This is a genomic window from Streptomyces sp. PH10-H1, from assembly GCF_030063355.1.
Classification (GTDB): Bacteria; Actinomycetota; Actinomycetes; order Streptomycetales; family Streptomycetaceae; genus Actinacidiphila.
On sequence record NZ_JASISZ010000098.1, the window covers coordinates 1 to 25,296 of the forward strand.

At 68.9% G+C, this 25,296-nt stretch carries 21 protein-coding genes and 6 pseudogenes; 11 read left to right on the top strand and 16 right to left on the bottom strand.

Annotated elements, in window-relative coordinates:
- Nucleotides 1-471 (bottom strand): MFS transporter (locus QMK24_RS36335; RefSeq protein WP_349362008.1); only part of this gene is annotated, 471 nt, incomplete at its 3' end.
- A gap of 138 nt (nt 472-609) precedes the next feature.
- On the opposite strand from QMK24_RS36335, the gene QMK24_RS36340 reads away from it, so the two are divergent.
- Nucleotides 610-1,560, top strand: coding sequence for a LysR family transcriptional regulator (locus QMK24_RS36340; protein WP_283471145.1), 951 nt, complete (start codon nt 610-612; stop codon nt 1,558-1,560).
- A gap of 493 nt (nt 1,561-2,053) precedes the next feature.
- On the opposite strand, the gene QMK24_RS36345 is transcribed toward QMK24_RS36340, so the two are convergent.
- Complete coding sequence (locus tag QMK24_RS36345) at nt 2,054-2,509, bottom strand: MarR family winged helix-turn-helix transcriptional regulator (protein WP_283471146.1); 456 nt, start codon at nt 2,507-2,509, stop codon at nt 2,054-2,056.
- 15 nt (nt 2,510-2,524) lie between these two features.
- Here QMK24_RS36345 and QMK24_RS36350 point away from each other — a divergent pair, with 15 nt between their 5' ends.
- The 3 genes and pseudogenes from QMK24_RS36350 to QMK24_RS36360 form a co-directional block, all read left to right on the top strand.
- Entirely contained in the window at nt 2,525-3,469 is a 945-nt protein-coding gene (locus tag QMK24_RS36350; RefSeq protein WP_283471147.1) for an NAD-dependent epimerase/dehydratase family protein, read from the top strand.
- Between the two features lie 180 nt (nt 3,470-3,649).
- A complete protein-coding gene (locus QMK24_RS36355; protein ID WP_283471148.1) occupies nt 3,650-3,871 on the top strand; it encodes a hypothetical protein in 222 nt (73 codons plus the stop codon).
- An 826-nt stretch (nt 3,872-4,697) separates the two neighbouring features.
- Nucleotides 4,698-4,871: pseudogene (locus QMK24_RS36360) on the top strand (transposase); the annotation flags it as partial.
- A 57-nt stretch (nt 4,872-4,928) separates the two neighbouring features.
- Here QMK24_RS36360 and QMK24_RS36365 read toward each other — a convergent pair.
- From QMK24_RS36365 to QMK24_RS36375, 3 genes are all read right to left on the bottom strand, one after another.
- Entirely contained in the window at nt 4,929-6,299 is a 1,371-nt protein-coding gene (locus QMK24_RS36365) for a cryptochrome/photolyase family protein (RefSeq protein ID WP_283471149.1), read from the bottom strand.
- Nucleotides 6,300-6,403: 104 nt separating this feature from the next.
- On the bottom strand, nt 6,404-7,942 hold the full coding sequence (locus QMK24_RS36370) for an SDR family oxidoreductase (RefSeq protein ID WP_283471150.1): 1,539 nt from the start codon (nt 7,940-7,942) through the stop codon (nt 6,404-6,406).
- A gap of 575 nt (nt 7,943-8,517) precedes the next feature.
- On the bottom strand, nt 8,518-8,955 hold the full coding sequence (locus tag QMK24_RS36375) for a cytidine/deoxycytidylate deaminase family protein (protein ID WP_283471151.1): 438 nt from the start codon (nt 8,953-8,955) through the stop codon (nt 8,518-8,520).
- Nucleotides 8,956-9,369: 414 nt separating this feature from the next.
- On the opposite strand from QMK24_RS36375, the gene QMK24_RS36380 reads away from it, so the two are divergent.
- Nucleotides 9,370-9,768 carry a GNAT family N-acetyltransferase gene (locus tag QMK24_RS36380; protein WP_283471152.1) on the top strand — a complete coding sequence of 133 codons (399 nt, stop codon included), beginning with the start codon at nt 9,370-9,372 and terminating at the stop codon, nt 9,766-9,768.
- Here the strand turns inward: QMK24_RS36380 and QMK24_RS41615 are convergent.
- Together QMK24_RS41615 and QMK24_RS36390 are read right to left on the bottom strand one after the other, a co-directional pair.
- The gene (locus tag QMK24_RS41615) at nt 9,765-10,697 is read right to left on the bottom strand and encodes a transposase family protein (RefSeq protein WP_349362009.1); all 933 of its coding nucleotides are present in this window, start codon (nt 10,695-10,697) and stop codon (nt 9,765-9,767) included. The genes QMK24_RS36380 and QMK24_RS41615 overlap by 4 nt on opposite strands.
- A gap of 171 nt (nt 10,698-10,868) precedes the next feature.
- The gene (locus tag QMK24_RS36390) at nt 10,869-11,432 is read right to left on the bottom strand and encodes a dihydrofolate reductase family protein (protein ID WP_283471153.1); all 564 of its coding nucleotides are present in this window, start codon (nt 11,430-11,432) and stop codon (nt 10,869-10,871) included.
- Between the two features lie 784 nt (nt 11,433-12,216).
- Between QMK24_RS36390 and QMK24_RS36395 the strand changes: the two genes are divergently transcribed.
- Together QMK24_RS36395 and QMK24_RS36400 are read left to right on the top strand one after the other, a co-directional pair.
- Entirely contained in the window at nt 12,217-13,443 is a 1,227-nt protein-coding gene (locus QMK24_RS36395; RefSeq protein WP_283471154.1) for a hypothetical protein, read from the top strand.
- Between the two features lie 6 nt (nt 13,444-13,449).
- Nucleotides 13,450-15,528 (top strand): tetratricopeptide repeat protein, encoded by a 2,079-nt coding sequence (locus QMK24_RS36400; protein ID WP_283471155.1) that lies wholly within the window; start codon nt 13,450-13,452, stop codon nt 15,526-15,528.
- Nucleotides 15,529-15,890: 362 nt separating this feature from the next.
- On the opposite strand, the pseudogene QMK24_RS36405 reads toward QMK24_RS36400, so the two are convergent.
- A pseudogene (locus QMK24_RS36405) lies at nt 15,891-16,298 on the bottom strand (Acg family FMN-binding oxidoreductase); the annotation flags it as partial.
- A gap of 117 nt (nt 16,299-16,415) precedes the next feature.
- On the opposite strand from QMK24_RS36405, the pseudogene QMK24_RS36410 reads away from it, so the two are divergent.
- Nucleotides 16,416-16,619 (top strand): annotated as a pseudogene (locus QMK24_RS36410) (transposase); the annotation flags it as partial.
- Between the two features lie 9 nt (nt 16,620-16,628).
- Here the strand turns inward: QMK24_RS36410 and QMK24_RS36415 are convergent.
- Nucleotides 16,629-16,850: a hypothetical protein gene (locus tag QMK24_RS36415; RefSeq protein WP_283471156.1), complete on the bottom strand. Its 222-nt coding sequence runs from the start codon at nt 16,848-16,850 to the stop codon at nt 16,629-16,631.
- 213 nt (nt 16,851-17,063) lie between these two features.
- Between QMK24_RS36415 and QMK24_RS36420 the strand changes: the two are divergent.
- Nucleotides 17,064-17,294, top strand: a pseudogene (locus QMK24_RS36420) (MBL fold metallo-hydrolase); the annotation flags it as partial.
- A 51-nt stretch (nt 17,295-17,345) separates the two neighbouring features.
- Here the strand turns inward: QMK24_RS36420 and QMK24_RS36425 are convergent.
- From QMK24_RS36425 to QMK24_RS36440, 4 genes and pseudogenes are all read right to left on the bottom strand, one after another.
- Nucleotides 17,346-17,699, bottom strand: a complete 354-nt coding sequence (locus tag QMK24_RS36425) for a VOC family protein (protein WP_283471157.1) — start codon at nt 17,697-17,699, stop codon at nt 17,346-17,348.
- Nucleotides 17,700-17,946: 247 nt separating this feature from the next.
- A pseudogene (locus QMK24_RS36430) lies at nt 17,947-18,204 on the bottom strand (GNAT family N-acetyltransferase); the annotation flags it as partial.
- Between the two features lie 201 nt (nt 18,205-18,405).
- Nucleotides 18,406-18,708: pseudogene (locus tag QMK24_RS36435) on the bottom strand (MFS transporter); the annotation flags it as partial.
- A gap of 41 nt (nt 18,709-18,749) precedes the next feature.
- Nucleotides 18,750-20,084, bottom strand: a complete 1,335-nt coding sequence (locus tag QMK24_RS36440; protein ID WP_283471158.1) for an MFS transporter — start codon at nt 20,082-20,084, stop codon at nt 18,750-18,752.
- Nucleotides 20,085-20,245: 161 nt separating this feature from the next.
- Between QMK24_RS36440 and QMK24_RS36445 the strand changes: the two genes are divergently transcribed.
- Nucleotides 20,246-20,884, top strand: coding sequence for a helix-turn-helix domain-containing protein (locus QMK24_RS36445; protein WP_502962669.1), 639 nt, complete (start codon nt 20,246-20,248; stop codon nt 20,882-20,884).
- 139 nt (nt 20,885-21,023) lie between these two features.
- On the opposite strand, the gene QMK24_RS36450 is transcribed toward QMK24_RS36445, so the two are convergent.
- From QMK24_RS36450 to QMK24_RS36460, 3 genes are all read right to left on the bottom strand, one after another.
- Nucleotides 21,024-21,578, bottom strand: a complete 555-nt coding sequence (locus QMK24_RS36450) for a transposase (protein WP_502989171.1) — start codon at nt 21,576-21,578, stop codon at nt 21,024-21,026.
- Nucleotides 21,575-22,072 carry a transposase gene (locus tag QMK24_RS36455; protein ID WP_283471161.1) on the bottom strand — a complete coding sequence of 166 codons (498 nt, stop codon included), beginning with the start codon at nt 22,070-22,072 and terminating at the stop codon, nt 21,575-21,577. The genes QMK24_RS36450 and QMK24_RS36455 overlap by 4 nt, the downstream gene beginning before the upstream one ends.
- A 110-nt stretch (nt 22,073-22,182) precedes the next feature.
- On the bottom strand, nt 22,183-22,671 hold the full coding sequence (locus QMK24_RS36460) for a hypothetical protein (protein ID WP_283471162.1): 489 nt from the start codon (nt 22,669-22,671) through the stop codon (nt 22,183-22,185).
- 937 nt (nt 22,672-23,608) lie between these two features.
- Here QMK24_RS36460 and QMK24_RS36465 point away from each other — a divergent pair.
- On the top strand, nt 23,609-24,382 hold the full coding sequence (locus QMK24_RS36465; protein WP_283471164.1) for a hypothetical protein: 774 nt from the start codon (nt 23,609-23,611) through the stop codon (nt 24,380-24,382).
- The last annotated feature ends 914 nt before the right edge of the window (nt 24,383-25,296 follow it).

Sequence of the window (25,296 nt, forward strand, 5' to 3'; positions counted from 1 at the left end):
CGGCGGTCCGAGTACGGTGGCGGTCCAGGTCGTGGATTCGAATCGCCCGTTCGCGACGAGGAGGTCCTCAGGCCGCACGAGCGCCTTCAGATACGCGCCACTGGCCGCATTGAAGGCGATGTCGGCCGCACCGACGACGACGGACACGATCAGGAGTTGGACGAAACTGAGCAGACCGAGCGCGTACGCGACAGGGACGCTCATCAGTGCTACGAACCGGATCAGGTCCATCGCAACCATCACCGGCCGCTTGCGGCGAAACTCCACCCACGGCCCGAGCGGCACCGCTACCGCAGCCCCCACCGCAAGCCCCGTGGCTGCCAGCGCCGATACCTCGGTCGGCCCGGCGTGCAGCACAAGGATCGCGATCAGGGCGAACGCGTCGAACGCGAGCCACGTGCCGAACGTGCTGACCGCATACGCCGCCCACAGCCACCCGAACTGCCGGCCCAACGGTCTCCTGCCCACCATGCTCAGCGCACCCCTTGATGTCCCACCCGAACCAACTGACGTTGACCAGTGAGAGCAAAGCGAGCAGCACAACAGCAAGTCAAACAACCACTCTGCCAGTGAGCCACAACCAAACGTTGTGCACTAAGGTGGATCGGCATGGATCTCGAAGCCGTACGCACCTTCGTCACCGTCGCGGACGCGGGCCAGTTCCAGGAAGCCGCCGCCGACCTGTCGATCACCCAGCAGGCCGTCTCCAAGCGCATCGCCGCATTGGAGAAAGACCTGGAGGTGCGTCTGTTCACCCGCACGGCCCGCGGGGCCCAACTCACCGTCGACGGGCAGGCATTCCTGCCCCACGCCCGGGAACTCCTGCGGGTAGAAGAACGGGCCGACGCGTCGGTGCGTCCTGGTCGGCGCGCTCTACGCGTCGATGTCGTCAGCCGGCGCATCGCGCCAGCCGTGCTTTTGCAGGACTTCCACCGCATACATCCTGAGATCGAGCTGGATGTCGTGACCCTGCTGAGTGCCGACGTCGATGCGGCAATCACCGCTGTCGAGGCTGGGACGATCGACGCCAGCTTCCACGCTGTTGCCCCGCAGCAGCATCTGCCAGACGCAATCAAGACCGCCCGAGTGATCGACGAACCGCACCAGCTACTCGTCGGACCCCGCCACGCACTCGCCAACGCCCACACCGTCACGCCTACGCAACTTGCCGGACACCGAATCTGGATGCCCGGCATCGCTGCCGGGACCGAGGTGGCCGGGTACTTCGACGAGCTCGCCGCCACCTTCGGGCTCACCCTCGACATCGTCGGGCCTGTTTTCGGCTACGAGGCATTGCTGGCCGAGATCGCGGACTCCTCGGAACTGGCGACCCTTGTCGGCGAGGGTTCGCGGTATCTGTGGCCGGACAGCTACGACCTGCGGCGCATACCGGTGCGCGACCCGGCACTGATCTACCCGATGTCACTGATCTGGCGCGACGGCAACCCTCACCCCGCGCTCGCCAAATTCCGCGACTACCTCGACACCAGACGACCGAGCCCGCCCAACACCGAGGTCTGGACACCGACATGGGCGCAGTGGTCAGCCTCAAAGGCATGACCCAAACCGTGGCCAGATCAACAACCCGGCTAGGACCTGTATTGAGTTCGGATCACGGGGCGTGCGTCAGAAGCTGTGCTCAAACCTCTTTTGGCTGGTCACAGCCTTGCCGGTGCGGTTGATCGTCGGCTTGGCGTTCGGATGGGCGTCTATGGTTGCCCATCCGAACGGCGGGTCCAGGCAGGGCATCCTGGGAAGGGGTTGCCCTGCCGCCGCCAGCGGACGAGGTCGTGCCTCATGGGGCCGACGGGTCTCGGTGGCCGCGGTCACGCGGCGAGGGCGACCGGTTCCTGCTGGATCCGCCGCTGGGGCCGGGCCTGGCGGCGGGTCATGCGAGCGAGAGCACCGCCATGCGCTACATCGCCACCGCCCCCCGGAGAAGACCGGGTCACCCATACGCTGGACCGGAGCCCGCCGCCAGCTCGGCAGCCGGGCGGGAAACCGAGAAGCGCCGCTTCGGTGGTGGTCCGGGAGCCAGCTGACGCCACGGTGGTCAGTCCTCGCTGTTGTCGCTGCGGGTCGCGACGGTCTTCAACAGGTCCCGCAGACGGTCGGCGTCCAGCGCAGTGAGCGATGCCAGCAACGCGTGCTCGGCGTCGTCACTCGCCCGGGTGGCCCGACGCAGGGTGTCCTGGCCCGCGTTGGTCAGCTCGACGACGTTGCGGCGCCGGTCCCCGACCTGGGGACGGCGGGACAGAAGTCCCTTTCCTTCGAGTGCATCGAGCAGCGCGACCATGGTCGTGCGGTCCACGCCCAGCCGTTGCGCCGCCTGCTGCTGCGAGGCGGGCTCGTTGTCGGCGATGAGGAGCAGCACGGCCAGCTCGCGGGCATCGATACCCAACGGCGCCAGCGCCTCTTCGTTGAGCTGTGCCAGCCGCATCCCGGCGTGCTTGAACAGGTAGCCCAAGCGGCTGCTGACGGCCGAGCCCGGCCCTACCTCGTTCGACATACCCCAGAGGTAGTGATGATCCTCATCACTGGAGGACTGGGCTTCATCGGCTCCCACACCGTGCAGGCACTGCTCGACGCGGGCGAGGAATGCGTTCTGGTGCAGCGCAGCCACGCCGAACCGCCGGCTGGCCGCTTCAGCGCACCGGTCACCGTGGAGCAGGCCGACGTCACCGATCTGAGCGCCCTGCTCGACATCGGCAAGCGCCACCGGATCACCGGGATCGTGCACCTCGCCGGCTCGATGCCCTGGCCGCCGAGCGACGAGCCGCCGGTCCAGGCCGCGCGCGAGGCGCTGGGCGGGCTGTTCAACATCCTGCAGGCCGCCCAGGAGTGGGGCGTTGGGCGCGTGGGCGTCGCGAGCACCATCGGCGTCTACGCGGGCATCACCGCCGAGGGCCCGCTCACCGAGGACATGCCGGTGCTGCTGAACGCCCCGCGCCCCATCCCGACCTTCAAGAAGATCGGCGAACTGCTCAACGGCCATCTCGCTGGAGCGACGGGCATCGACATCATCAACTACCGCATCTCCAGCATCTGGGGCCCGCACGAGCGGCCCGGCCCGTTCTTCGCCGCCTCCCAGCTCGTCCATGCCGCCGCGGCCGGGCGCACGCCGGACCTCTCCGGGCTCCTGCATCCCGCGCACGCCGAGGATGCGATCGACCTGTGCTACGTGAAAGACACCGGCCGGGCGATCGCACTGCTGCAGCTCACGGACAAGCTCAACCACCGCACCTACAACGTCGCCTCGGGGCGGGCCACCAGCAACGCCGAGGTCATCGCCGCGATCAAGAAGATCATCCCCGACGCGCAGGTCGATCTCCCCACCGGCGGGAGCACAGCGCACAACTACCTCGACATCACCCGTCTCCGCGAGGACACCAGTTATCAGCCCGCCTACGACACCGAGCGCGCGACCGCCGACTACATCACCTGGCTGCAAACCGGCCAGGTGAAGTGAGAGGCTGATCCCGACCGAACCCGCCCGCCACTGACCGCAGTTCCTCGACCCGACAGTCGGGTTCGCGACCCTACCCGCACAGGAATCCTGGAACCCGCGCGCTTTACTCCAGGACGGCACCAAGGTGCAGGTCCTGACGAACTCGGACACCGGCGCCTGCCGAACAACGCCGACCAGATAGTGGCCCGGGCCGCACACCTGCAGCAGGCCATCGCACCGCACCAGGTCACGGTCATCACCCGCGACAATGGAGTCCGGGCCAAGGCCATGACCTGGGGCCTGCCCTGGGACTTCCTCCCCGACAAGTACGTGATCCGCGAGGACCAGCTCACCGTGGAGCACTGGGAGGCCAACCTCGCCAGCATCACCGTCGACGTACCCGAAATCCCCGCCGACGCCTGACCGGTCCCGCTGCTCCCAGCCCCGTCGACGCCAGGAGCAGCGGGGCCGGACTTCCCCCGCGGCGGTGGAGCGCTCACGATCCCGTACCTTCGCGTCCAGCTTCCGCGCCCGGTGCTCGCTGACGCGCGGTCATCCGGGCGCGCAGCTCCTGCTCCGCGCGCAGTTCCTCCATCTCGCCGCGCGCGGCGGTGATCCGGGCGCTCGCCGTCTGCGGTCGGGGCTTGCTTGCCGAGCGCAGCCTGGAGGTCCGCGGCAACCGCTGCCCCCGATCTCCTGCTCGGTGAGGTCCCGCGTGAGGACAGCGACCTCCGCCGTGGCGTGCACACCGCCCGCCCGCTGGTACCCCGGCCCCCGGGAACCGCAGCTGCGATCGCCACGGTGCGCCACGATCGCCTACCACCGACGCGGGCAGGCACTGGTCTTCAACGCTGGCACCACCGACTGGCCCCGGCACCTGGACCATCCCGCCGTGGACCGGCTCACGCGTAGTGTGCTCGACGCGGCCGCAGTACGCCGGGTTTGATCGCACGGCCGGCAGCCACCGCCGCTCCCCCGCGGCCTGGACCACTACCATCGCCTCCTGGCAGCTCTATCGCGCCGCCGCAGAGCGGTCACCAGCACGCTCCTGGCCCAGCTGCTGGGCGTCGGCCGCACCAACCTGTCCAATCAATTCCAAGACGGCCATCGCCTTCTGGACCTGCACCGTGTCGTCGTCACTCCGCTGCCCGGATCACCCGCCCGCACCCTGGAACAGCAAAACTCTCCAGCCATTCCAAGAAGATCGCCCAGCAGATCCACTCTGACAGTTATTCAGCTACAGGCTCCAGGCAGGATCGAAAACTCCCAAGTCGCTGTCTCCCTGGTCTACGCAGGCCGACGCGGACGCGCCTCGGTGGACCGCGAGCTGTACATCCCGCGCTCGTGGACCGACCGGTCCGACCGCTGCCAGGCCGCTGGACTCGACCCGGACACCGCGTTCGCGACCGAGCCCGAACTGGCCACCCATGATCACCCGGTTCTGGACGCCGGCCACCACGCCCCTCCTCACCCCTGAGAGTCAGTCGCGGGCTCGCGCCTGCTTGAAGCGGTCGGCTCCGTCGGCCAGTTCGACGATTGGATCCGGATAGCGCAGGGCCGCCCGCTGCGGGCCCGGCAGGTTCCACGGCTGGTGGATGGCCGGCGCGTCCAGGTCCCGCAGTTCGGGGACCCAGCGCCGGACGTATGCCCCGTCGGGGTCATAGCGGCGGGCCTGACGCATGGGGTTGAGGATCCGGTTGGGTCGGGTGTCGGTGCCGGTTCCGGCCACCCACTGCCAGTTGAGCTGGTTGTTGGCGACGTCTCCGTCGACCAGCAGGTCAAGGAAGTGACGGGCTCCGACCCGCCAGTCGACGTAGAGCGTCTTGGTCAGGAAACTCGCCGTCAGCAGGCGGCCGCGGTTGTGCATCCAGCCCTCGTGGCTCAGTTGGCGCATCGCCGCGTCCACGATCGGGAAGCCGGTGCGGCCCTCGCGCCACGCGGCGATGTCACGGTCGGCCGAGGCGCCGCGCCAGCGGTCGTGGCGGGTGCGGTAGTCGGCGGTAGCCGCCTGCGGACGGGCGGCCAGCACCTGGTGGTGGAAGTCGCGCCAAGCCAGTTGGCGCACGAATGCCTCAGCGCCGGGTCCGCCGTGGCTCCGGGCCCGTTGGACGCACTCCACCGGCGAGAGGGTGCCGAAGTGCAGGTGGGGGGAGAGGCGGGAGGTGGCATCAGCGGCGAGGTCGTCGTGCCGGTCGTCGTAGGCGTCGATGCCGCCGCGCAGCCAGGTGGTGAGCTGTCTGCGTGCCTGCTGCTCGCCGCCGCGGGCCAGGCCGGGTGAGGTCCCCGCCACCTGTGTACGGTCGGGCAGCGCTTCTGAGCCGACATCGTCGGGTACCCGTACTGCCCGTGGCGCCGGGCAGACCGGCCGCAGCGGCTGCCGGGACCAATGCCGGTAGTACGGGGTGAAGACGGCGAAGTGGTCCGAGGCGGCGGGGGTGACCGTGCCGGGTGCCACGGCGTGCACGACCGCGTCATGCACGAGCAGTCGGCAGCCCTGACGCTCCAGTGCTCCGCGCAGCCGTTCCTCGCGGTCGTGGGCGTACCGGCTCGCGGAGGCCGCCAGGTGGAGCTCGTCGGCGCCGGCCTCGGTGGCCACGCGGCACACCTGCTCCACGACGTCTCCGCTGCGCACCACCAGGCGGCCACCGCGCTCGCGCAGGCCGGCGTCGAGATCGGCCAGGCAGTCGGCGAGGAACGCAAGCCGGTTCGGGACGGCGAATCCGGATCGCTCGATGGCACGGTCGCGTACGAACAGCGGCACCACCTCCTCGGCGCTGTCGAGTGCTGCCCGCAGCGCGGGGTGGTCGTGCAGACGCAGGTCGCCGGTGAACAGCACCACGTGAACGCTCATGACCTGCAAACACTTCGGGGAGGGGATGGGGCACGGCCTCCATGGCCGTCGATGGGCTGAGGATGCAGCGGCGCCAGTGACTGCCCCGGGTGACTGACACAGCATCAACCCGCGGCTGCCGACTCCCCCCGGACGGTGGGTTCGGCGGCGGCCGCGCGGGCGATGTTGTGCGCCATCGCGCCGAAGACGACGGCATGGAAGGGGGAGATGCTCCACCAGTAGAGGTGGCCGAGCAGGCCGCGCGGGTGGAAGATGGCACGCTGCCGGTAGCGGGTGCGGCCGCGGTCGTCGGTGCTGACGCGCATCTCCAGCCAGGCCAGGCCGGGCAGCCGCATCTCCGCACGCAGGCGCAGCAGTCGCCTGGGTTCGATCTCTTCCACGCGCCAGAAGTCCAGCGAATCACCGACGCGCAGCCGCGTCGCGTCACGGCGGCCACGGCGCAGCCCGACACCGCCCGTCAGCCGGTCCAGCCACCCTCGTGCCGCCCAGGCCAGCGGGAGGGAGTACCAGCCGTTGTCGCCGCCGATCCCCTCGATCACCCGCCACAGCGCCTCGGGGGAGGCATCCACCGGCTGCTCCCGCAGGTCGGTGTAGAGGCTGCCGCCGGCCCAGTCGGGATCGGTCGGCAGCGGGTCGCTGGGGGCGCCCGGTACCGCGGCCGAGGACCAGCGGGTGGTGACCTGGGCGTCGCGTACCCGCTGCAGCGCCAGGGTGACTGCCGACTCGAAGCCCAGCGGGTGGCCGGGCGGATCGGGTACGTACGCGGTGATGTCGTGCTCGCGGCACACCACCTCGTGGCGCAGCGACTCGGTCAGCGGGCGGGCGATGGACGGCGGTACCGGGGTGACCAACCCAATCCAGTGGCTGGACAGGCTCGGAGTGAGTATGGGCACGGGCACGATCAGGCGTCGCGGCAGCCCTGTGGCGGCCGCGTAGCGCTGCATCATCTCGGCGTAGGTCAGCACGTCCGGGCCGCCGATGTCGAAGGCGCGGCTGACGTCCTGCGGCATTCGGGCGCTGCCGACCAGCAACCGCAGCACATCGCTGACCGCGATCGGCTGGATACGCGTGCGCACCCACCGCGGAGTGACCATCACCGGCAGCCGTTCGGTGAGGTAGCGCAGCATCTCGAACGACGCCGACCCCGAACCGATGATGACCGCGGCCTGAAGGACCGTGACGGGCACACCGCACTCCAGCAGAATACGCCCGACCTCGGCGCGCGAGCGCAGGTGCGGCGACAGGTCGGCCTCGGGCACACCCGCCGGAGTGAGGCCGCCCAGGTAGACGATCCGCCGCACGCCCCGCTCGCCTGCCTGCTTGCCGAAGATCCCCGCCGCCTGGCGGTCAGTGTCCTCGAAGGAGGCGGTGGCGCCGAGGGAGTGCACCAGGTAGTAGGCGACGTCGACGCCCTCCATCGCCTCACCCACCGACGACGGATCAGTCACGTCGCCGCGCGCCACCTCCACCGCCCTCGCCCAGGGCTGGTCCCGCAGCTTGTCCGGCGAGCGGACCAGACACCGCACGCGGTAGCCCTGGCCGAGCAGCACGGGAACCAGCCGCCCGCCGATGTAGCCGCTGGCCCCGGTGACCAGGCACGTCAACGGCTCCCGGTCGCGGGATTGCCCACCTGTGCCGTCCAAAAGTGTCCTCCGCCGCCTCGTCCCGCCAGCTCAATGGCTTCCCGCCATCTGTCGTACTGCCATACCGCCGAAGCCGTAGCACCGCTGTTGCGCCGCCATGGCCCGGGCGGGTTCGGCGGTTCGTACCCACGGTTGCTCCTGAACCGGGGCCCGCGACGGCCGCCTGCGTGGCCTCCCAGTCGGCCGCGTCGGCACGCCTTTGCTGCCCCCAACATCGCCAACCTCGTTGTCGCGGGGAGCGGCAACGTCCGGCCGCCCCTTCGCCAGGGCAGCCACACGCGCATCAGGCGGGTGTGAGCCGGCCGTGCATGGCCGCGCGACTGGCTCGGCGCCTATCCTCCCTTAGCGCCGCGCTGAGGGCCGACCGCCACCACCGCAGATCAGCCGATCGGACCTATCGTCCGCAGTGGCACCGCGGTTCGCCCCTGGGTGTGTGGGTAGTTGTCGTCCCGAGTGCACTCCCGAAGCCGCGGCGAAATGACACGTAGCGCTTATCAATCGGGACAACGCGACAGCTCGCAGGCATACACGGATACGCTCCGGGGCCTGGCCGTACCTGTTGCCGTTGGGCAGTGTCAGTTCGTTCCGGGTGACGTGGTCTGCTCGGTGTCGAGCTGGTGGTTTGCCCAGACGTAGCTTTCTGGGAGCAGGTCGGTGATGGAGACGGTCCGCAGGCGGTCGTCTGCGCCGACAATGACCTTGAGGTCTGGGAAGTAGTCGAGAAGGACTTGGCGGCACCGGCCGCACGGGGGAACGACTCCCCGGTCGCGGTCGCCCACAGCGACGATCGTGTCCAGCTCGTAGGCCCCCTGGGCAGCAGCGGCACCGATGAGGACCAGCTCGGCGCAAGGGCCGCCTGTGAAGTGGTAGGCGTTCACCGCGGTGAGGATGCGGCCGTCTCGGGCGCGGGCCGCGGCCGCCATGGTGTGGTTGTCGCCCCGGCAGCGGGTGCGCGCGACCTGCGCCGCGGCCTGGATGAGTTCGTGGTCGACGTGCTGGGTCTGCGTGGTCATCTTCTCTGCCTTCGTAAGGTGCGAGTCGCGAGTCAGGCGGGCCGGCGTCCCGCCGCGCGGCGGGTCGGACGCCGCGGCTCTGCGTTGATCAGCGGGCCGACCAGGCAGGGCAGGTCCGCTCGGGGGTGCGGGTCCGCCACCACCAGTTCACCGAGCATGATCCGGGAAGTCGGCGCTTAACGAGTAGCCCCACGATTGGGACCAGGCCCGATTGGCGGTTTTCTGAGCCTGACGAGTCGTTCCCGGCTCGCGCTTCCCAGACACCGATTAAAGTCGCTGGCCAGCACAGTAGGATCTGGGATTTCGCGCTCACGTCTGCGCTTCGGCCTCGGCGACGATCAACTGATGGGCGAGATTCGAATCCGTGATCGACAGCCGTCTGACCTCGACAGCTGCGTCGATATTCTCCTCGCGGTGCACACATCCGACGGGTACCTCATGAACTGGCCCCCGGATCCGGTCGGCCGGCTCACCCCGGCGGACGGCTTGCGTGCCTGGGTCGCAGTGGCCGACGAAGTCGGCATCGTCGGCCATGTGATGGTGCAGGCCGTCAACGGGGAGAGCCCGCAGGTCGCCTCGGTCGCCCGGCTATTCGTCGCTCCTAAGGCCCGCACTCACGGCCTCGGGGCCCGGGTGCTCGATCATCCGCGCCAGTGGGCGGCCGACCACGGCATCGTCCTCGTCCTGGAAGTCGCCGCCGACGAGCGATCCAGCGCCATCACGCTTTACGAGCGCACCGGCTGGCGCCGAACCGATACCCAGCGAGCGCACTGGACCGCCCCTGACGGTGCACCTGTCTTCCTGCATCGCTAAACCCGGTAAGAGGACCCCCGCCAGGCTAGGGCGCCAGCTTTCGTCGGTGCGCCACCCCGGTGACAGGACACGACCAGCCGCCCGGGAGCATCGGAGTGTGAAGTCAGATTGGGCCCGCGCGGCCTTGGAGATTCCGCCCTGTGCGGGATCTCCAAGGAACACTTGGGTGCTCTGATCGCCGAGCTGGCCGGGCCGCGGGTGTCCGCCAGGGAATCCGACCAGCACGAACGGCGCCAGTGGCAAGCTGAGGATTTGGATGATCGGCACAGGGCTTGTTCGGTCCGACCTTTCGGGCGGCGGACCGGCACGAGGATGCCGATCCCGGCGCCGATGTAGCCCTTGTCGGCCAAGGTGGGCAGGCCGGCGGCTGCGGCCTTGTACAGCGCGGGCAAGGCATGGGTTCGCGCGGCGGTGATGTCGGGGGTGGAACCGGGCTCGACGTCGGAGACCCACAGCGGGGTGCCGTCGGGGGCGGACAGGAACTGCACGTTGCCGCCGAATGACTTGTGCTTCTGGCTGAACCACAGGTCGTTGCCGTTCTCGCGGACGCCTGCGACCCGGTCGGACTCAATCAGGGTGCCGTCGAGGATCAGGCGGGTCATTCCGGCCTGCTGGCAGTGTGTCAGGACTTCGTGCAGGTCGGGGGCCTGGTCGGCGAGGACATCGATGCCCTCGTGCAAGTAGCGGTAGCCGGTTGCCTGGGAGACGCCGGCGTCTCGGGCCAGGCAGTGCACGCAGCCGCGTTCGCGGAACCAGCGCAACACCAGCACCGCCTGCCGGAACGGGCCCAGCGCCCGGCTGCCGCGCGGCGTTCCAATCCGGCGTCGGTGCGCGGCCAGCAGGCGGGACAGGTGATCCACGACATGGCGCGGGACGTCGAGCGTGGCAACATAGGTGACCAACGTGAAGCCTCTGGTGGCTACGGACATGATCTTGTGGTGAGACCTGTCCTACCAGGGGCTTTACGTCTGCCTGTAGGCGGGGGCGGCTCGCCCGTCCTGCTCATACGCGGGGTCGTTCACGCCGCTTCGCGTAGATCATTTCGCTGAGAAGACGTCACTGGCTGGCCCGTTCCTCCAAGGGCTCGGCGGACGAGCCGGCTAGCGCGCCACGCGGTAGCGGAGGTAGACGACTCTCGAGCTGAAGGTGCGGGTCTCGACGAGTTCGAGATCCACCCGGCGCTCGCGCTGGGGAAAGAACGGAATGCCACCGCCAACCAGCACCGGGTAGACCCTGGCCCGGTACTCGTCGATCAGACCCAACGCGGCCGCCTCGGCGGCGAGAGTCGCGCCGCCGATCGCGATAGCGCCTTCACCCGGCTCGGCTCGCAACCGCTCGATCTCCTCCGCCAGGCCGCCGGAGGCCAGGCGGGCACTGCCCTGCACCGCCGACAGCGTGGTGGAGAACACCACCTTTGGGAGCGGCTTCCAGATCGCGGCCCACTCGAGCATTGAGTCGTCGAGTGATGGATCCTGGTCGGCGGTCTCCCAGTACAGCATCGTCTCGTACAGCCGTCGTCCCAACAGGTGGACGCCGACCTCTCGAATCTCGTCGGTAACGAAGCGAAAGGCCTCCTCGTCGGGCGCCGTCCAGTCGAAGCCGCCGTCCGGTCCGACGATGTAGCCGTCAAGAGAGACGCCCATCGAATAGGTCACGCTGCGCATCAGAAGTCCTCCTCGGTAACTGGTTCGACAGTACGACCGTCGGACGCCGCAGGACTCATCGCGGCTCGCGGGATCCCCTGGCCGAGTCACCTCACGAGATCATTTCGTTGAGAAAACCTCACTCACCTTGCGGATGCTCATGGACGAGTTCCGCGCCTAACGATTCGGGTACCTGACCTCGGCGTGCGGTTCCTGTTCCGTTCGCCGCGTAACGGCTGAAGGTGCCCCGCGCAGCGGCCGGAACGGAACCAATCCGCTGGACCGGCTGGCTGTGGTACCTGTGGGGGGACCAACTCCGCTGGCGCGCAGAACAATCGGTGTCGACCGGGGCGAGTTCGCGGGCTTTGAGATCATCCCCGCGGTTGCGGGGAGCACCCGTAGGGTCTGAGCCATATTCTCGGCCACCGCGAGCTCCAGCCGCGGAATCCGGAAGCAGAATGCGGCAGCTCAGATGGATGGAAAGGAGGTATCGGGCACTCTCCGACCTATCTGAGCTGATGGCGGATGCCTTGACGCACCTCATCCGACTTGGGATGTTGAGTCCCGCCCGGCCGCTGGCCGGGGCAGCCACCAAGCCGGGAGGTTCACCATGAAGTCGACCACCGCTCTCAAGGCCACCAAGAAGATCACCGTCCGCCGCACCGGCGACATCCGCCTGACGTCGGCCGCTTGTCAGTGCCCGTACAGCGCCAACGCGTAACGGTAGCGCGGTAAGTCTCGCCCGGGTGCGCCGGATCACCGGTGCGCCCGGGTACGCCGGGTGCCGGCCGATACTGGGGGCGATGTGAGCGGATCCACCCTTGCGGTGTACGAGTTGAGTTTTGTCCCCGAGGGTGACGGGGTCGTGGTCGGTCGGCTGGACACCGGCACCTACGCGGTCTTCCCCGCCGACGGCGCCGAGTTGCTGCGGCAGCTCTCCGAGGGCCTGCCACTGGACGAGGCCGCCGAGTGGTACGAGCGGACCTTCGACGAGCCGGTCGACATCGAGGACTTCGTGGCCACGCTCAACGACCTGGGCTTCGTCCGCGAGGACGCCGCAGAACCGGCAGGACCCGCCACCGAAGTCCGCTTCCGCCGGCTGGGCCGTGCGGCCTTCTCGCCGGTGGCCTGGCTCTGCTATCTGGCCGTTGTGGCCGGCTGGCTGGTGGCCGTCACCCAGCACGGCGAACTGCGGCCCGCCCCCTCACAGGTCTTCTTCGTCAAGTCGCTGCTCGCGGTCCAACTCGTGATCACCTTCGGACAGATCCCGCTGCTGCTCGCCCACGAAGGCTTCCATATTCTCGCCGGCCGGCGCCTGGGCCTGCCGACCAAGCTGCGACTGAGCAACCGGCTCACCTACATCGTGGCCGAGACGCAGACCAACGGCCTGATGAGCGTGCAACGCCGTAAGCGCTACCTGCCGTTCCTGGCCGGGATGGTCTGCGATGCCGTGGTGCTGGGGGTGCTTGGGCTGATCGCGGCGGCCGGCCGGCACGCCGACGGCAGCTTCCCTCTGACCAGCCGGGTCTGCCTGGCGCTGGCGTTCACCGTGGTGATGCGGATCGGCTGGCAGTTCCAGCTCTATCTGCGCACCGACCTCTACTACGTCTTCGCCACCGCGCTGCGCTGCTACGACCTGCACGAGGCGGCCAAGGCGCTGCTGAAGAACCGGGTCTGGCGCCTGCTGCGCCGCCCGGAACGGCAGGCCGACGAGGAGCAGTGGACCGAACAGGACCACCGGGTCGGCACCTTCTACGGGCCGTTCATCCTGCTCGGCTTCTGCGTGCTGGCCACTATCACGGTCTTCGCCAGTATCCCGGTCACCGTCAGCTACTTTCGCATCGCCGGCCAGGGCATCGGCTCCGGGCGCATCGATCCGCACTTCTGGGACTCGCTGCTGTCGCTGGGTATGAACGTGGCCCAGGTCGTCGCGCTGATCGTGCTCTCCCGGCGCAAGCGCCGCGCCTCGTACGGGGCGGCCTCGGCGCCGCCGTCCCGCTCCTTGTCCACGACCTCCCCGAGCGAAGGGTGAACTGACATGGCCGGTCATCGCAGGATCATGGGCGGCAGCCCGGCAGCCCGGCCGGGGTACGCCGGTACCGAGGAGCACGCCGTCGTGGCCCGCTGCCACCGGCGGCTGCGCGGTCCGTACACCGGAGTGGACACCGTACTGCGGGCCGTGCTGCCCGGGGCGGCCCGTCGGTGGCCCGAGCTGGTGGAGCACCACCGGGTGGAACTGCTATACGGCATACCGGAGTTGGCGGAGCTGATCGGGCCGGCCCCGCGCACCCTGGCGAACGAGTCCTCGATCAAGGAGCGCACTCGGTTCTTCGGCGCCGGGATGATCCGCTGCATGAGCCAGGGCATCGTCACCTTCCTGCTCGAGTACGCCCGCCGGATGCGGTCCAGCGGCGAGCCGGCCCCCTGCCTGGTCTTCGACGAGGTGGCGGAGGCGGAGCCGACCACGCAGGAGTTCATCGCCTTGCTGGTGCGCCGCGCCGACCCGCGGCAGCTACTGGTGGTGGTCCGCGGAGCGGAGGGCGAGCTGCCCGACGAGCTGGCGCGGGTGCTGGACCGCTGCACCGAGCGGACCGACGCCGGGGCGCCGCCGCCCGGATCCGGAACCCCGCGTGGCGAGACCGGGTCGGGCGGGTTGGCCGAGGCGTACGTGTCCGGCGACGGCACAGGCGGCGACCCCGACGAGCTGATCGCCTACCAGCGGGCGGAGCCGGCCCTGCGCGCGCGGCTGCACGACCGGCGCGCACAGGAGCTGGAGGACACGTCCCCGGGCTGGGGCGTCCGGGTCGGCGCCCTCGCCTACCACCGCGAGCACGGCAGCGATCCGTCGGGCGCCGGTCGGCTCGCCCTGCTGGCGGCCCAGCGCTACTGCGTCGAGGTCGGCTTCTCGGCGATGGTGGTGGATCTCGGCCTGCGCGGCCGGGCCGTCACGGACCCGGACGCCGAGCAGCACGACTTCTGGGACTTCACCCAGCAGGCGGCGCACGCCTGCGTCCCGCTCGACCGGCTGGACCAGTCGATGGAGCTCTACCTGGACCTGCTCCAGCGCTACCCGGACCCCAAGGTCCACATGATGACCAGCTACTCGATCGCGATGCTGCACACCCGCTTCCTCCGGCCGCGCGACCACAACCAGGCGCTACGCTGGCAGAATAACGCCGCCGCCATCGCCGGCATCCTGCCCGACCTGGCCGAGCGGCTCACCTTCAGCGTCTTCCACGACAACGGCCTGGCGCTGGTGGAGATGCACCGGGGCAACCTGGGGCGCGCTCTGGAACTCGTCGAGTCCTGCATGGCCAGACTGGACGCGCAATTGACGGACAATCAGTGGCAGTTGCACCGTTCGCAGTTGCTGTACAACCGGGCGCGGCTGCTGACGGCCACCGGCCGGCTGGACGAGGCTTTCGCCGACTACTCGACGCTCGTCGACCTCGACCCCTACTACACCGACTACCTCTCCGAGCGGGCCCGGATCCATCGCGCGCGCGGCGACTTCGCCGCCGCCCTGGCCGACTATGACCGAGCGGTACAGCTGGCTCCGCCGTTCCCCGAGCTCTTCCACAACCGCGGCACGGCGCGAGTCGAGAACGGCGACACCGAGGGTGCGCTGGCGGACTTCGGCTACGTCCTGGAGATGGAGCCGGACGACGTCGACACCCGGCTCGCTCGGGCCGAACTGCTCCTCGAGCTCGAGGAGTTCGACGCGGCGGAGGCCGACATGGCAGTCGGCCTCGAACTGCGGCCCGCGGAGCCGCGGCTGCTGTGCATGCGCGGCACCATTCTGCTGCAACGCGGTGCGCTCGCCGAGGCGTTCGAGGCGCTCAACTCGGCCGTTGACCTCGACCCGGGCTACCCGGCGGCCCTGCTCAACCGCGCCGTCGTCCACTACCAGCAGGACCGCTACCAGGCTGCTGTCCAGGACCTCACCGCCACCCTGGACCTGGTCGGCGACGACCCGGACGTGCTGCTCAACCGCGGCATCGCCTACCAGGCCGAGGGCCAACGAGATCTCGCGCTGGCCGACTTCGACCACGCGCTGACCCTGCCGGGCGCGGACGTAACGGAGTTGCGGGAGCAGCGCGAGCACTGCCTGGCGTGAGGGTTGGTGAGCCTGAGGCGCTACTCCAGCCGGACTTCTCCATCAGCGCTGGTCAAGAGCTTCGAGGAGTGCCGGAAGGCGTCCGAGGGCCTTCGCGCCGGCGATCGGGTCGGCGTAGTCGCGTGTGTGCACGATCAGGCCGTCCCGGACGGTCATCACCATCAGGAACGACAGCGTGAACGGCGCTCCTGTGGCGGCGAGCCGCCGGTGCAGGTCGTATCGATGATCACGACCTCCGGGTCGGCTGTCTCGTGTATCCGCACGCTGGAGACACGTTCGTACCGGCGCAGGGCGGCGCCGGCCCGGAATCGAGCGCGCAGAGCCTCGCGGTCGATCTCTGTGCGAGCCGGGTAGAGGCTGGTGAGCACGTCACGCACGGTTCGCCGTGGTGTCACCGGGCCTTGGGGGCCGTATCCGAGACGCAGCACCATCTGTACGGATCCCCTGGCCGATTGCGGGTCGCGGACGACCCAGCGCAGGTCGGACCATTCCAGGGCGTGAGAGGTCAGTGACGTGGCGAGTCCATGGATGGTAGCCACGAGCAGGACGCGCTCCAACGCCTGACCGGCACGCAACCAGTCCTCGGGCCGGTCGGCAGCCGTACCGAGCAAGGCGAGATGGGGCGAGTTCTCGAACGCCGTCGTGCCGCGGTCGGCCGCGCCGTGGCGCCCCGTGAAATCGCGCGCTGGGGCCCAGCCGTCGCGTTTACGGGGCCCGAAGGCGTACTCCGGGATCCCGTCGGTCGCCGTATCGGCGATGTCGGCGCCGATACGGCACGATCACCCTGGTCTGGGCGGACGGCGGCCTACACCGGCATGCTCGTCGACTGGGCCAGGGACAAGCTCCGCCTCGTCCTTCAGATCGTCAAGCGCAGTGACCAGCCGCGCTTCGTGGTGCTCCCGAGACGGTGGGTGGTCGAGCGTACCCTGGGCTGGCTGATGCGCTCCCGCCCCCTGGCCCGTGACTACGAAACCCTGCCCGCCACCAGCGAAGCGATGATCCTGTGGTCGATGACCACGCTCATGAGCCGGCGCCTCGCCCGCCGCACCACCGCACGCGCCACCCGGGCAGCCGCAGCACCAGGACTCTGATCCACGCCGTCACGGCGTCAGGATGCTGAACACTCCGGGCCGGTGCTGGGCGATCCATGCCCGGTCGACCAGGCGTTTCGCCCTGCGCCGCAGCCCTTCGATCTTCGCCGGCACCAGCTCCAGCCCCAGTGCCGCCGCCAGTTCCCCGGCCCGCATCCCGCCCCGGCCGGCCGCCGCTCCCGCCTCCAGCACCGACATGATCCGCTGATACTCCGGCGCGAGCATCGTCACACTCACCCCCTCACGCCGGTGAGGAACCGTCGAGCCCGCCACCGCACCACCCGTCACCACGGCGGTTCCAGTCCCACCCACCGCCGGAGCATCGCCGCCACCCAGCAGGCCCTGGACGACGGCATCGCCACGGCCACCATCGGCCACCGCATCGGAGACATCTCCCACGCCATCAGCACGATCGCCCGCAAGAACAGTTGCGGCATGCCGGCCACCGCCATCCTGTTCGCCGGGGCTCCCCGCTTCCCCGTCCTCTTCGACGGCGCGCTGATCGTTCTCGACAGCGCACAGTCCGCCGATGCTGCCCGGATCCTCAGTGCCCGCCGGGTGGTGCCCGTCCACTACAACAGCTGGGCGCACTTCACCGAGGGCCGTGACGAACTGATTGCCGCCTTCACCGACGCCGGGCTGCTTGACCGCCTGGACCTCTGCGACCGGGACTGACCGCGCAAGGTGTTGCGGAGGCCCGTGCGACACGGCGGGACGTGGCGCGGGTCAGTAGTACTGGACCAGGCAGAATTCGTGCTCTTCCGGATCGGCCATCACGACGACCGCACCCTCGTCGTAGTCGTGCCGTTCGCCGGTGAACCGGCCGCCGAGGGCGATGACCTGGGCGATGCTCTGGTCGAGGTCGTCGACCGCGACGTCCAGGTGCAGGCGTACCTTACCGAGCTTCGGCTCCGTCACTGGTTGGAAGACGAGGCGGGGCTGCGGGTCGCCGGGATGGCCGAGGTAGACCCAGCCGGGCTCGGACGGCCCCGGCGAGCGGTCCAGAAGCACGCTCCAGAAGCCCGCCACCCGTTCCACGTCGACGCAGTCGATGGTCACTCCGACCCAGCGGTTCGCCATGTCGTCAGTACTCCTCTGTTGTTCTGTTGCTGTTGTCGGGTGGGATGCCGGCAACTCGGATTTCAGCGGCCCGGCAGCCCGCGAAGCCGGGGCCGCGCTGCAGCGTCCGCTGGGTGCGGACCCGTGCGGACCCGTGCGGACCCGGTGCTTTCGGTGTATGTGTGAACATCCCCCAACGCGTAGGGGTCGACGTGGACAGTCTCTCTCGCGCTGCCGCATTGGTCGGACGAGGGTGAGGTGGGCGTGCTCAGCTCGGGGTGAGGAGGTTTGCCGCAGATTGCCGGCGCCGCTCCAGGCTTCGAGCGATCCGCTGTTCAAGCCTGGTCCGGCAGTCCGGCCGCTCCGCGGCGGTGATCGAAAAGATGGCGGAGTCACGGAGCCGGCCGTCTTCTCCCGGTGCCCATGACCGGGACCAGTTCCGCAACACGCCCTCGAACCGTGCCCCCACCCCCTCGATCGCAGCACCGCTGCTCGACCAACTCGCGACAGCCTTCGGCACTACTCGTCCCGTTCACGCCGCGCGCCGGCCGACTGTGGCAGACGCCCACCCCGCTGCCCTGGCACTTCACGACGGCAGCACGAAGGCGCGACGCACAACCAGGCTGGCAGCAAAGGCAGTAGACGCGGAACCCGCCGCCCGGAAAGGATCAGTGTCAGCGCGGGAAGACTTGTCCCCACGGGTACAGCGGTCCGGTAACAGGATCGTGAGAAATCCGCCGAGCAACGAGCCGAGCGGGGTCAGCCCCATGCCGACAAACGTGATGGTCGCGGCCGCGCTCCCTTGCATCCCGTCCGGCGTGACGGCCTGCCGGACGGCCATAACCGTGACCGTCACCAACTGGCTGGAGGTCCCGAACACGAAGTCGACCGCAAGGAGCGCCGGAACCGTCACCGCGGAAGAACCGTGCAGCGCCGGTACACACAGGAATACGCCCTCGCCCAGCGCCGCGGACACCAGCACCGCGCCGTACCCGAACCGGCTCGGCAGGCGGGCCGCCAGCAGCGAGCCCCCGATCCCGTCCCAGGTCGGTGCCGACGGTGGCCTCGAGGTCACGAGCGTGACGGCCGGCGCGATGCGTGGGCCACGGCGAGCAGGAACAGTCCGCAGGCGGAGACCAGGATCCAGCCTGGACGCGATGCATGCGCCAGCCCCGCCGGATCGGTACCGGCGACCAGACCGCCGGCGATGGCGATGCCGACCGCGGCGCCGAACTGGCGTGCGGTGGAGGTGATCCCCCCGGCCACCCCGGCCCTCGCCGGAGGCAGTGCGCTCACCGCGGTGTTGGTGATCGGAGCGTTGGCGAACCCGAACCCGATGCCGATGAGCACGTACGCCAGGAGGAGCACGGTCACGCTCGTGTCCTGGTCGATCCCGACCAGGCACAGTCCGCCCGCCGTCATGAAGCCACCTGCCAGGAGCAGCGGCAGCCGCGCTCCGACCCGGCCGACCATCCGGCCGGACACGGGTGCGCAGACGGTCGCCCCGAGTGCCATGGGCAAGGTCGCCACTCCGGTGGCCAAGGGGGTCCATCCCCGGCCGTGCTGCAGGTAGAGGGTATTGAGCAGCAGCGTCACGTTCAGGGCGACGAAGACCGCTACTGCGCCCAGGGCCGCACCGGCGAACGCCGGAGTGCGAAAGAGCCGTGGATCCATCAGCGGCTCGCGCCGGCGGGATTCCACCCACACGAAAGCGACCGCCGCCACGGCGGCGAACGCGTACGCGGAAATGGCCGCGAGCGAGGTCCAACCGATGTGCGGCCCCTCGATGAGGACGCCGACCGCGACCCCGATGACCGCTATCAGCAGCGCCTGACCCGGCAGGTCGAGCCGCTGCGCCCTGGGTGCCCGGGACTCCGGCACGAACAGCGAGCTGAGGACCAGGGCGAGAATGATGACCGGCGCGTTGACCCAGAACACCGACCGCCAGCCGAACACCTCGATGAGGGCGCCGCCCGTGACGGGGCCGGCGGCCATGCTGAGCCCGAAGACCGACGCCCAGACCCCGATCGCCCGCGCCCGCTCCCTCGGGTCGGGCATCGCGTTCACCACAATCGCCAGCGCCACGGGACTGAGCATCGAGGCGCCGATGCCCTGGACCGCACGGGCCGCGGTCAGCGCACCCACCGAAGGGGCGATCGCGCAGAGCAGCGAGGCCGCGCCGAACACGACCAGACCGACCTGGAACACCCGCCGGCGTCCGAAGCGATCCGCCAGCGCACCGGAGGAGATCAGCAGACTCGCCAGGACCAGGGTGTAGGCGTCCACGGTCCATTCGAGCCGGCGGGTCCCGGCATCCAGGCCGCGCCCGATGGCGGGCAGGCCCACGTTGACGATGGTGGTGTCCAGGCCCACCAGGAACATGCTCAGGCAGCAGACGGCCAGCACCGTCCAGCGCCTCCGCGCGCTCAGAACGGGTGGAACAGGTTGAACAGGTTGAGTCGTCGCGGTCGCGGTCACGGCCTGCCTCTCATAGTCCGGGAACATCGGTGCGGCCATGCTCGGGCCCGACGACGATCACAGCCCAGCACTTTTGCGGAACCTGCAAAATGGACCCCATGGACTCCTTGGACGAGGAACTGGAACAGATACTCGACGGCATCGGGCCCCGACTGCGCGCGCTGCGCCGGGACCGCCGGCTCACGCTGGAGGCACTGGCCGCTACGACCGGGTTCTCGGTGAGCACGCTGTCCCGTCTCGAATCGGGCAAACGACGCCCGACCCTGGAGCTGCTCATCCCGCTCGCGCGTGCGCACCGCATCGCGCTCGACCAACTGGTGGCCGCGCCGGCCACCGGTGACCCCCGGGTGCATCTCACGCCCTTGCGCAAAGCGCAAGGAAGCACCCTCGTGCCCCTGACGCAGTACCCCGGCAGGGTGCAGGTGTTCAAGCAGGTACTGAGCGCCCGCGAGCCGAAACTGGTCACTCACCACGGCTACGAGTGGCTCTATGTTCTCGCAGGCGAGCTACGTCTCATCCTCGGCGAGCACGAATCCCTCCTCGGCCCCGGAGAAGTGGCCGAGTTCGACACGAGGGAACCGCACTGGTTCGGTCCGGCGGGCACGAGCGCCGTGGAGATCCTTCACCTGTTCGGGCCGCAAGGCGACCGGGCGGTCATCCGGGAGAGACCGGCTACGGCCGATCCCGTCCCGGAGGGCAGCACAGCCCCACCGTCGACAGCGTCATGACCCACCACCGATGGCCAGACCAGCGATCAGCAAGGCGACAACCTCTCTCGCTGCCCGGCAGCCCACCGGCAGTGCAGCGTGCACCCGTCGACTGCCGGATCCCGGCCATAGGCGACCCCGCCGCCCAGCGCGGCCAGGGCTACCGCTGCGGCGGTGAAACGCTTGCAGGTGAGTTGATGGCGTCCAGGGGCTGCCGTAGCGGGAACCTCTCGCACGGGTGACCTTGCACCCCGCAGTCGCCACCCGCGCCCGATGCGTTGCCGTGATCCACACCACTGCGCCTGCGCAGCCACCACGGATGCCGGGCTGCGCAGGCAGGGCGGCACCGACGGTGTTCCTGTCTTTGTAGAGGTCTGCGTCGTGGCTGACGGGCCGGCCGCCCCTGGAGCTTCTTCCGGTTGGCGGCCTGGTCCCTCTTCTCCGGAATGACCGCCTTTATGTCGCGTTTCCGCAGGTGGGCGCGGTTTCCCCGTGACGAGTAGGCCTTGTCCCCGGCGACTGCGTCCGGCCGGGTGCGGGGACGGCCGACGGGTCCGCGGACCCGTACCTTCCCCAGTACGGGGATGAACTGCGGACTGTCGGCGGCCTGTCCTGCAGTCAGGACGAACGCCAGCGGGCGGCACTTGCGGTCGGCGGCGAGGTGGACCTTGCTGGTCTGGCCGCCCCTGGAGCGCCCGAGAAGGGCGGCCTTCAGCCGGAGTTTTCGCCGACGCCGGAGGCGTCGTCGCTCTTCCCGCTCGGGATCGGCTTCGGCGTCCTGTTCGTTTTGTCCTTCGGAGCCGCCACCTTTGACCTGGCTTTTTCTTCCTCGATGGCAGCCTCCTCCAACGTGGTGATGAGGTCTTCGCCCAGGTGCATTCCGGCGGCGTCGTGGTGAGCGCGTGCGGTGGTGGAGTCGATGCTGACCAGGGACAGGGCCACCTCTCCCCGCTCCGCGGCTTCCGTGATCAGGCCCTCCAGCAGGGCCTCGAAGACGCCTGCGTCACGCCACTGCCGGAAGCGGTTGTGGACGGTCGACCACGCACCGAACTCCTTCGGCATCTCCCGCCACTGCGCGCCTGTCTTGAACCGCCGGATCACGCCCTCGAACTGCTGCCGCAGCCGCTCGGGATACGGGCCGTACCTGCCGACCGGCAGGTACGACTCGATGAACTCCCACTCAACGTCCGTCAGTTGTACTCGCGTCACGCAACACGATCTACCGGACCAGGCCCCGTCACGAGGGCGAATCCCGCAGATTGATCACAACCCGATACGCGCCCTAACCCCAGCCATTAATAATCTCTAGCCACGGGCGGCTACTTCATCGGGTGGGATGCGTCTCCGCAGGCCACGCCATCTCCTTGAGGATTACCGGCTCCGTAGTACCAGCCGGTGTATCCGTTGCATATGACCGTGTTGTCGAAGGCGAGCTGGAAGTCAGCCATGAAGCTCTCACTGGTGCCACTAATGCCCAGCTTCGATGTGTTCCAGTACGAGACGGCGCCCGGTGCGCCGTAGGTTGTGTTGGACGGACCTCCGTTGCCCATGTCAGAGATCCCGATATGCGAGTTGTAGTTCGCGTGGCCTGCCATGCCCACGTCGGAGAAGTGCATCTCGGCATACGCCGAGTACGTACACTGGTCATACCCCTGGTAGAACACGCCGATGGTGTGTCCGTTCCACCATTCTTTGACGGTCTTGATGGCTCCGACGGTGCGAAGGCAACCTGAGGCATGGGCTGGTGCCGTCAGCACGGCACCGCCTCCCGCCAGTCCAAGGATGAGCGCTACCAGTTGGATGGCCACTCTCTTCGTGCAGGATCGCAACTTCTTGTCCTTTCCGGGATTGCACAGCAGTGCTGTGCTCTGTTTGGATCTTGAGTTTGGGGGTCTTCGATCTTGATCGGGGAGGGCCGTGGTGCCAGCCGGCATCCGGTGACGGCCCTCTGCTCCCGGCTCCTGCTTTCAGGAGCGGGCCGTGTGGTCACTGGGGTGGTCTGAGTTTCATGGGCCGCGCGCAGGGTCGGCAATGGGATTGGACGTTCCCGGTCATTCTTGGACACCCACGTGCGGGCGGGGCCCGGCCGTAGCGCCAAGGGCCCATTGGGAACGTGTTCGGGCCTAGCGGATTTGATCTTGCTGGCCTATGCTCCCCGTCCAAGGAGTTGGACAGCGTGCTTGGACGGGCTTGGACGAACCGGTGCACGCTACCTACGCTCGTTGGCTGTCAAAGTCTGCTGGGGGGATAGAAACCATGCCTGATTCCCATTCCGATGATTCCTCGCTCGCGCTAACGCCGGATGCCGCCCATCGCCCCGATCCGGCTTCGCTGCGCTCCCCGGGACAGTTCGTTGAGGCGCTACGCGCCGTCAAAGCTCTAAGCGGGCTCTCCTTAAGGGAACTGCAGCGTCGCACCGGATTGCCACGAAGCACGATTGCCCACACTTTGGACGCTGCCCGTACGCAACTGCCGCCGTTGGCGCGCTCCACAGCCATTCTTCGGGCCTGCTGTGTCAGCGAGAGCCAAATATCCTCGTGGGATGAGGCATGGGCCAGAATCCAGCGCACCTCGATCGGAGAGCAAGCCGGCCAGTCGCCTGCCCCTGCACAGACCCTCAATGACTGCGAAAGTGAAACCGAGAGCGCGGCCACGGTCCCACAAGAGCCCGACTGGACCTGCACTCGACCGCACGCCGGCCGCTCGCCGCGGCGCTACCGTGTCCTCACCCATCTGGTCGCGCTGATGGCCGGCGCCGCGATCGGAGCCGGAACGGTGCTCGCCACCTACGAGGCGGCAGTCACGGCCACCAACCCGGCCGCGACAACCCCGGCACCGGGCGCGCCCGGCTACGTCGCCCGCATCGCCTCAGCGACCGGGACCGCGTACACGACGTCGACGAAACTGCCGGTCAGGCACGCGGTCGCCGCCGGCGACACCCTCGTGGTGCCGATGATGCTCACCAACACCCACACCGGGACGGTCAGCGCGACCGACAGCCGGGGCAACACCTACACCACGGCAGCGGACCAGACCGACGGCGCCGACGACCGCATCCTGATTCTCACCGCGACCGGAGTCAAGGCACTGACGACCTCGGACACGATCACCGTCGGCTACCCGTCCACCGGCGAGCAGCACCTTGCCGTGGACGAGTTGACCAACGTCAAGGCGGTCGACCAGCACGCCGCCACGACCGGCGTCGCTGGCACCAATTTCAACTCCGGATCAACGCCGACCACCACCGTCAACTCCGAGCTGGTATTCGGTGTCGCGGGCGTTCAGGGCGGCACGGCGGCGACCTGGTCGAGCGGATTCACCGCCCTGCCAACGCTGTTCGTCTCCCACGATCAGCTGGCCACCGGCTACCAGACGGTCATCGCCCCTGGCACCTACGCGGCCGCTGGCACCTGCGACCATCAGTGGATGGCCGCAGCTGTCGCCTTCGCGCCCTCCGCACCGCCCCTGACCGCGAAGCTGTCGGTCACGCCGAAGACCGCCGGCGCGGATTCGCGGTGACCGCCAACCCCGCCGGATCCACCGCGGGCGGGAACCCGATCACGTCGTACACCGTCGACTTCAGTCCACGTGCGCGGGCTGCGCGGGTATGCGGAACCGGTTGGTGGTGGTTCACCATCAGATGCGCCAACTTCACGTACAGCCCGAGATCCGCCAGAGCGGGGGGATGGCACGGATCACGGGGAGCGGTCACCGCGGGTTACGAGAGCAGGATCATCTTGCGGAGTAGTTCGAATCCGGCTCGTCCGTAAAGTTGTCGCTTGATCTTCTTGATGCGGTTCACGGCGCCTTCGGTTCCGCCGGAGTTCCAGGGCAGGCTGATGAACTCGCTACGTCGGCGGCAGGTTGGCGTCAGGGGCGGGGCGGCCCTACCGGGTCATCCTTGCTGCCGTGCTGGGCGAGGTGTCGGCGTGCTGAGGCATCTGCTCAGGCAAAGTACGGCTGAACGTGGCTCTGGCAAGATTTTCGTAGCCGGAGATCATCTCGGCGCGGCGGTCGCCGGAGCCGCGTAACGGCGGCGTAGGCGGGCGATCAGGACGACTCGGTGGCGGAGGAGGGGGACACCGGCGCGTCCTGCCATGATGCGTTTGTTTCACGTCGGTGATGCGGCCTTCATTGACCCCGGAGTTGTAGGGGGTGGTGATCCCCTGGGTGACCGCCTGCTGGTCTACGCGCAGGGCTGTGGCGATGCCGGCGAGGGGCGCCAGTCCGCTGGACATCCTTGTGAGGGCGGTGCAGGCCCGCCACCCCGTCGCTGGCGCCCCTGTTGTCGAGTGCCTTGCCAATGAGCCTCGATCCACCGCGTGATTTCCGATCTTGGTTTTCGGGTGCCTTTCGCGGTTGTGGGGCAGGCCGGTATCCCGGATGACCGTTCCGGTGGCGGGTTCTCCGAGGTTCCTTGTGGTTGCGAGCGG

What these genes read in the sequence shown, in the direction of transcription:
- QMK24_RS36340 (WP_283471145.1), top strand. Translation starts at nt 610, where the DNA reads ATGGATCTCGAAGCCGTACGCACCTTCGTCACCGTCGCGGACGCGGGC.
- QMK24_RS36345 (WP_283471146.1), bottom strand. Translation starts at nt 2,509, where the DNA reads ATGTCGAACGAGGTAGGGCCGGGCTCGGCCGTCAGCAGCCGCTTGGGC.
- QMK24_RS36350 (WP_283471147.1), top strand. Translation starts at nt 2,525, where the DNA reads ATGATCCTCATCACTGGAGGACTGGGCTTCATCGGCTCCCACACCGTG.
- QMK24_RS36365 (WP_283471149.1), bottom strand. Translation starts at nt 6,299, where the DNA reads ATGAGCGTTCACGTGGTGCTGTTCACCGGCGACCTGCGTCTGCACGAC.
- QMK24_RS36375 (WP_283471151.1), bottom strand. Translation starts at nt 8,955, where the DNA reads ATGACCACGCAGACCCAGCACGTCGACCACGAACTCATCCAGGCCGCG.
- QMK24_RS41615 (WP_349362009.1), bottom strand. Translation starts at nt 10,697, where the DNA reads ATGTCCGTAGCCACCAGAGGCTTCACGTTGGTCACCTATGTTGCCACG.
- QMK24_RS36390 (WP_283471153.1), bottom strand. Translation starts at nt 11,432, where the DNA reads ATGCGCAGCGTGACCTATTCGATGGGCGTCTCTCTTGACGGCTACATC.
- QMK24_RS36400 (WP_283471155.1), top strand. Translation starts at nt 13,450, where the DNA reads ATGGCCGGTCATCGCAGGATCATGGGCGGCAGCCCGGCAGCCCGGCCG.
- QMK24_RS36425 (WP_283471157.1), bottom strand. Translation starts at nt 17,699, where the DNA reads ATGGCGAACCGCTGGGTCGGAGTGACCATCGACTGCGTCGACGTGGAA.
- QMK24_RS36445 (WP_502962669.1), top strand. Translation starts at nt 20,246, where the DNA reads ATGGACCCCATGGACTCCTTGGACGAGGAACTGGAACAGATACTCGAC.
- QMK24_RS36465 (WP_283471164.1), top strand. Translation starts at nt 23,609, where the DNA reads ATGGCCGGCGCCGCGATCGGAGCCGGAACGGTGCTCGCCACCTACGAG.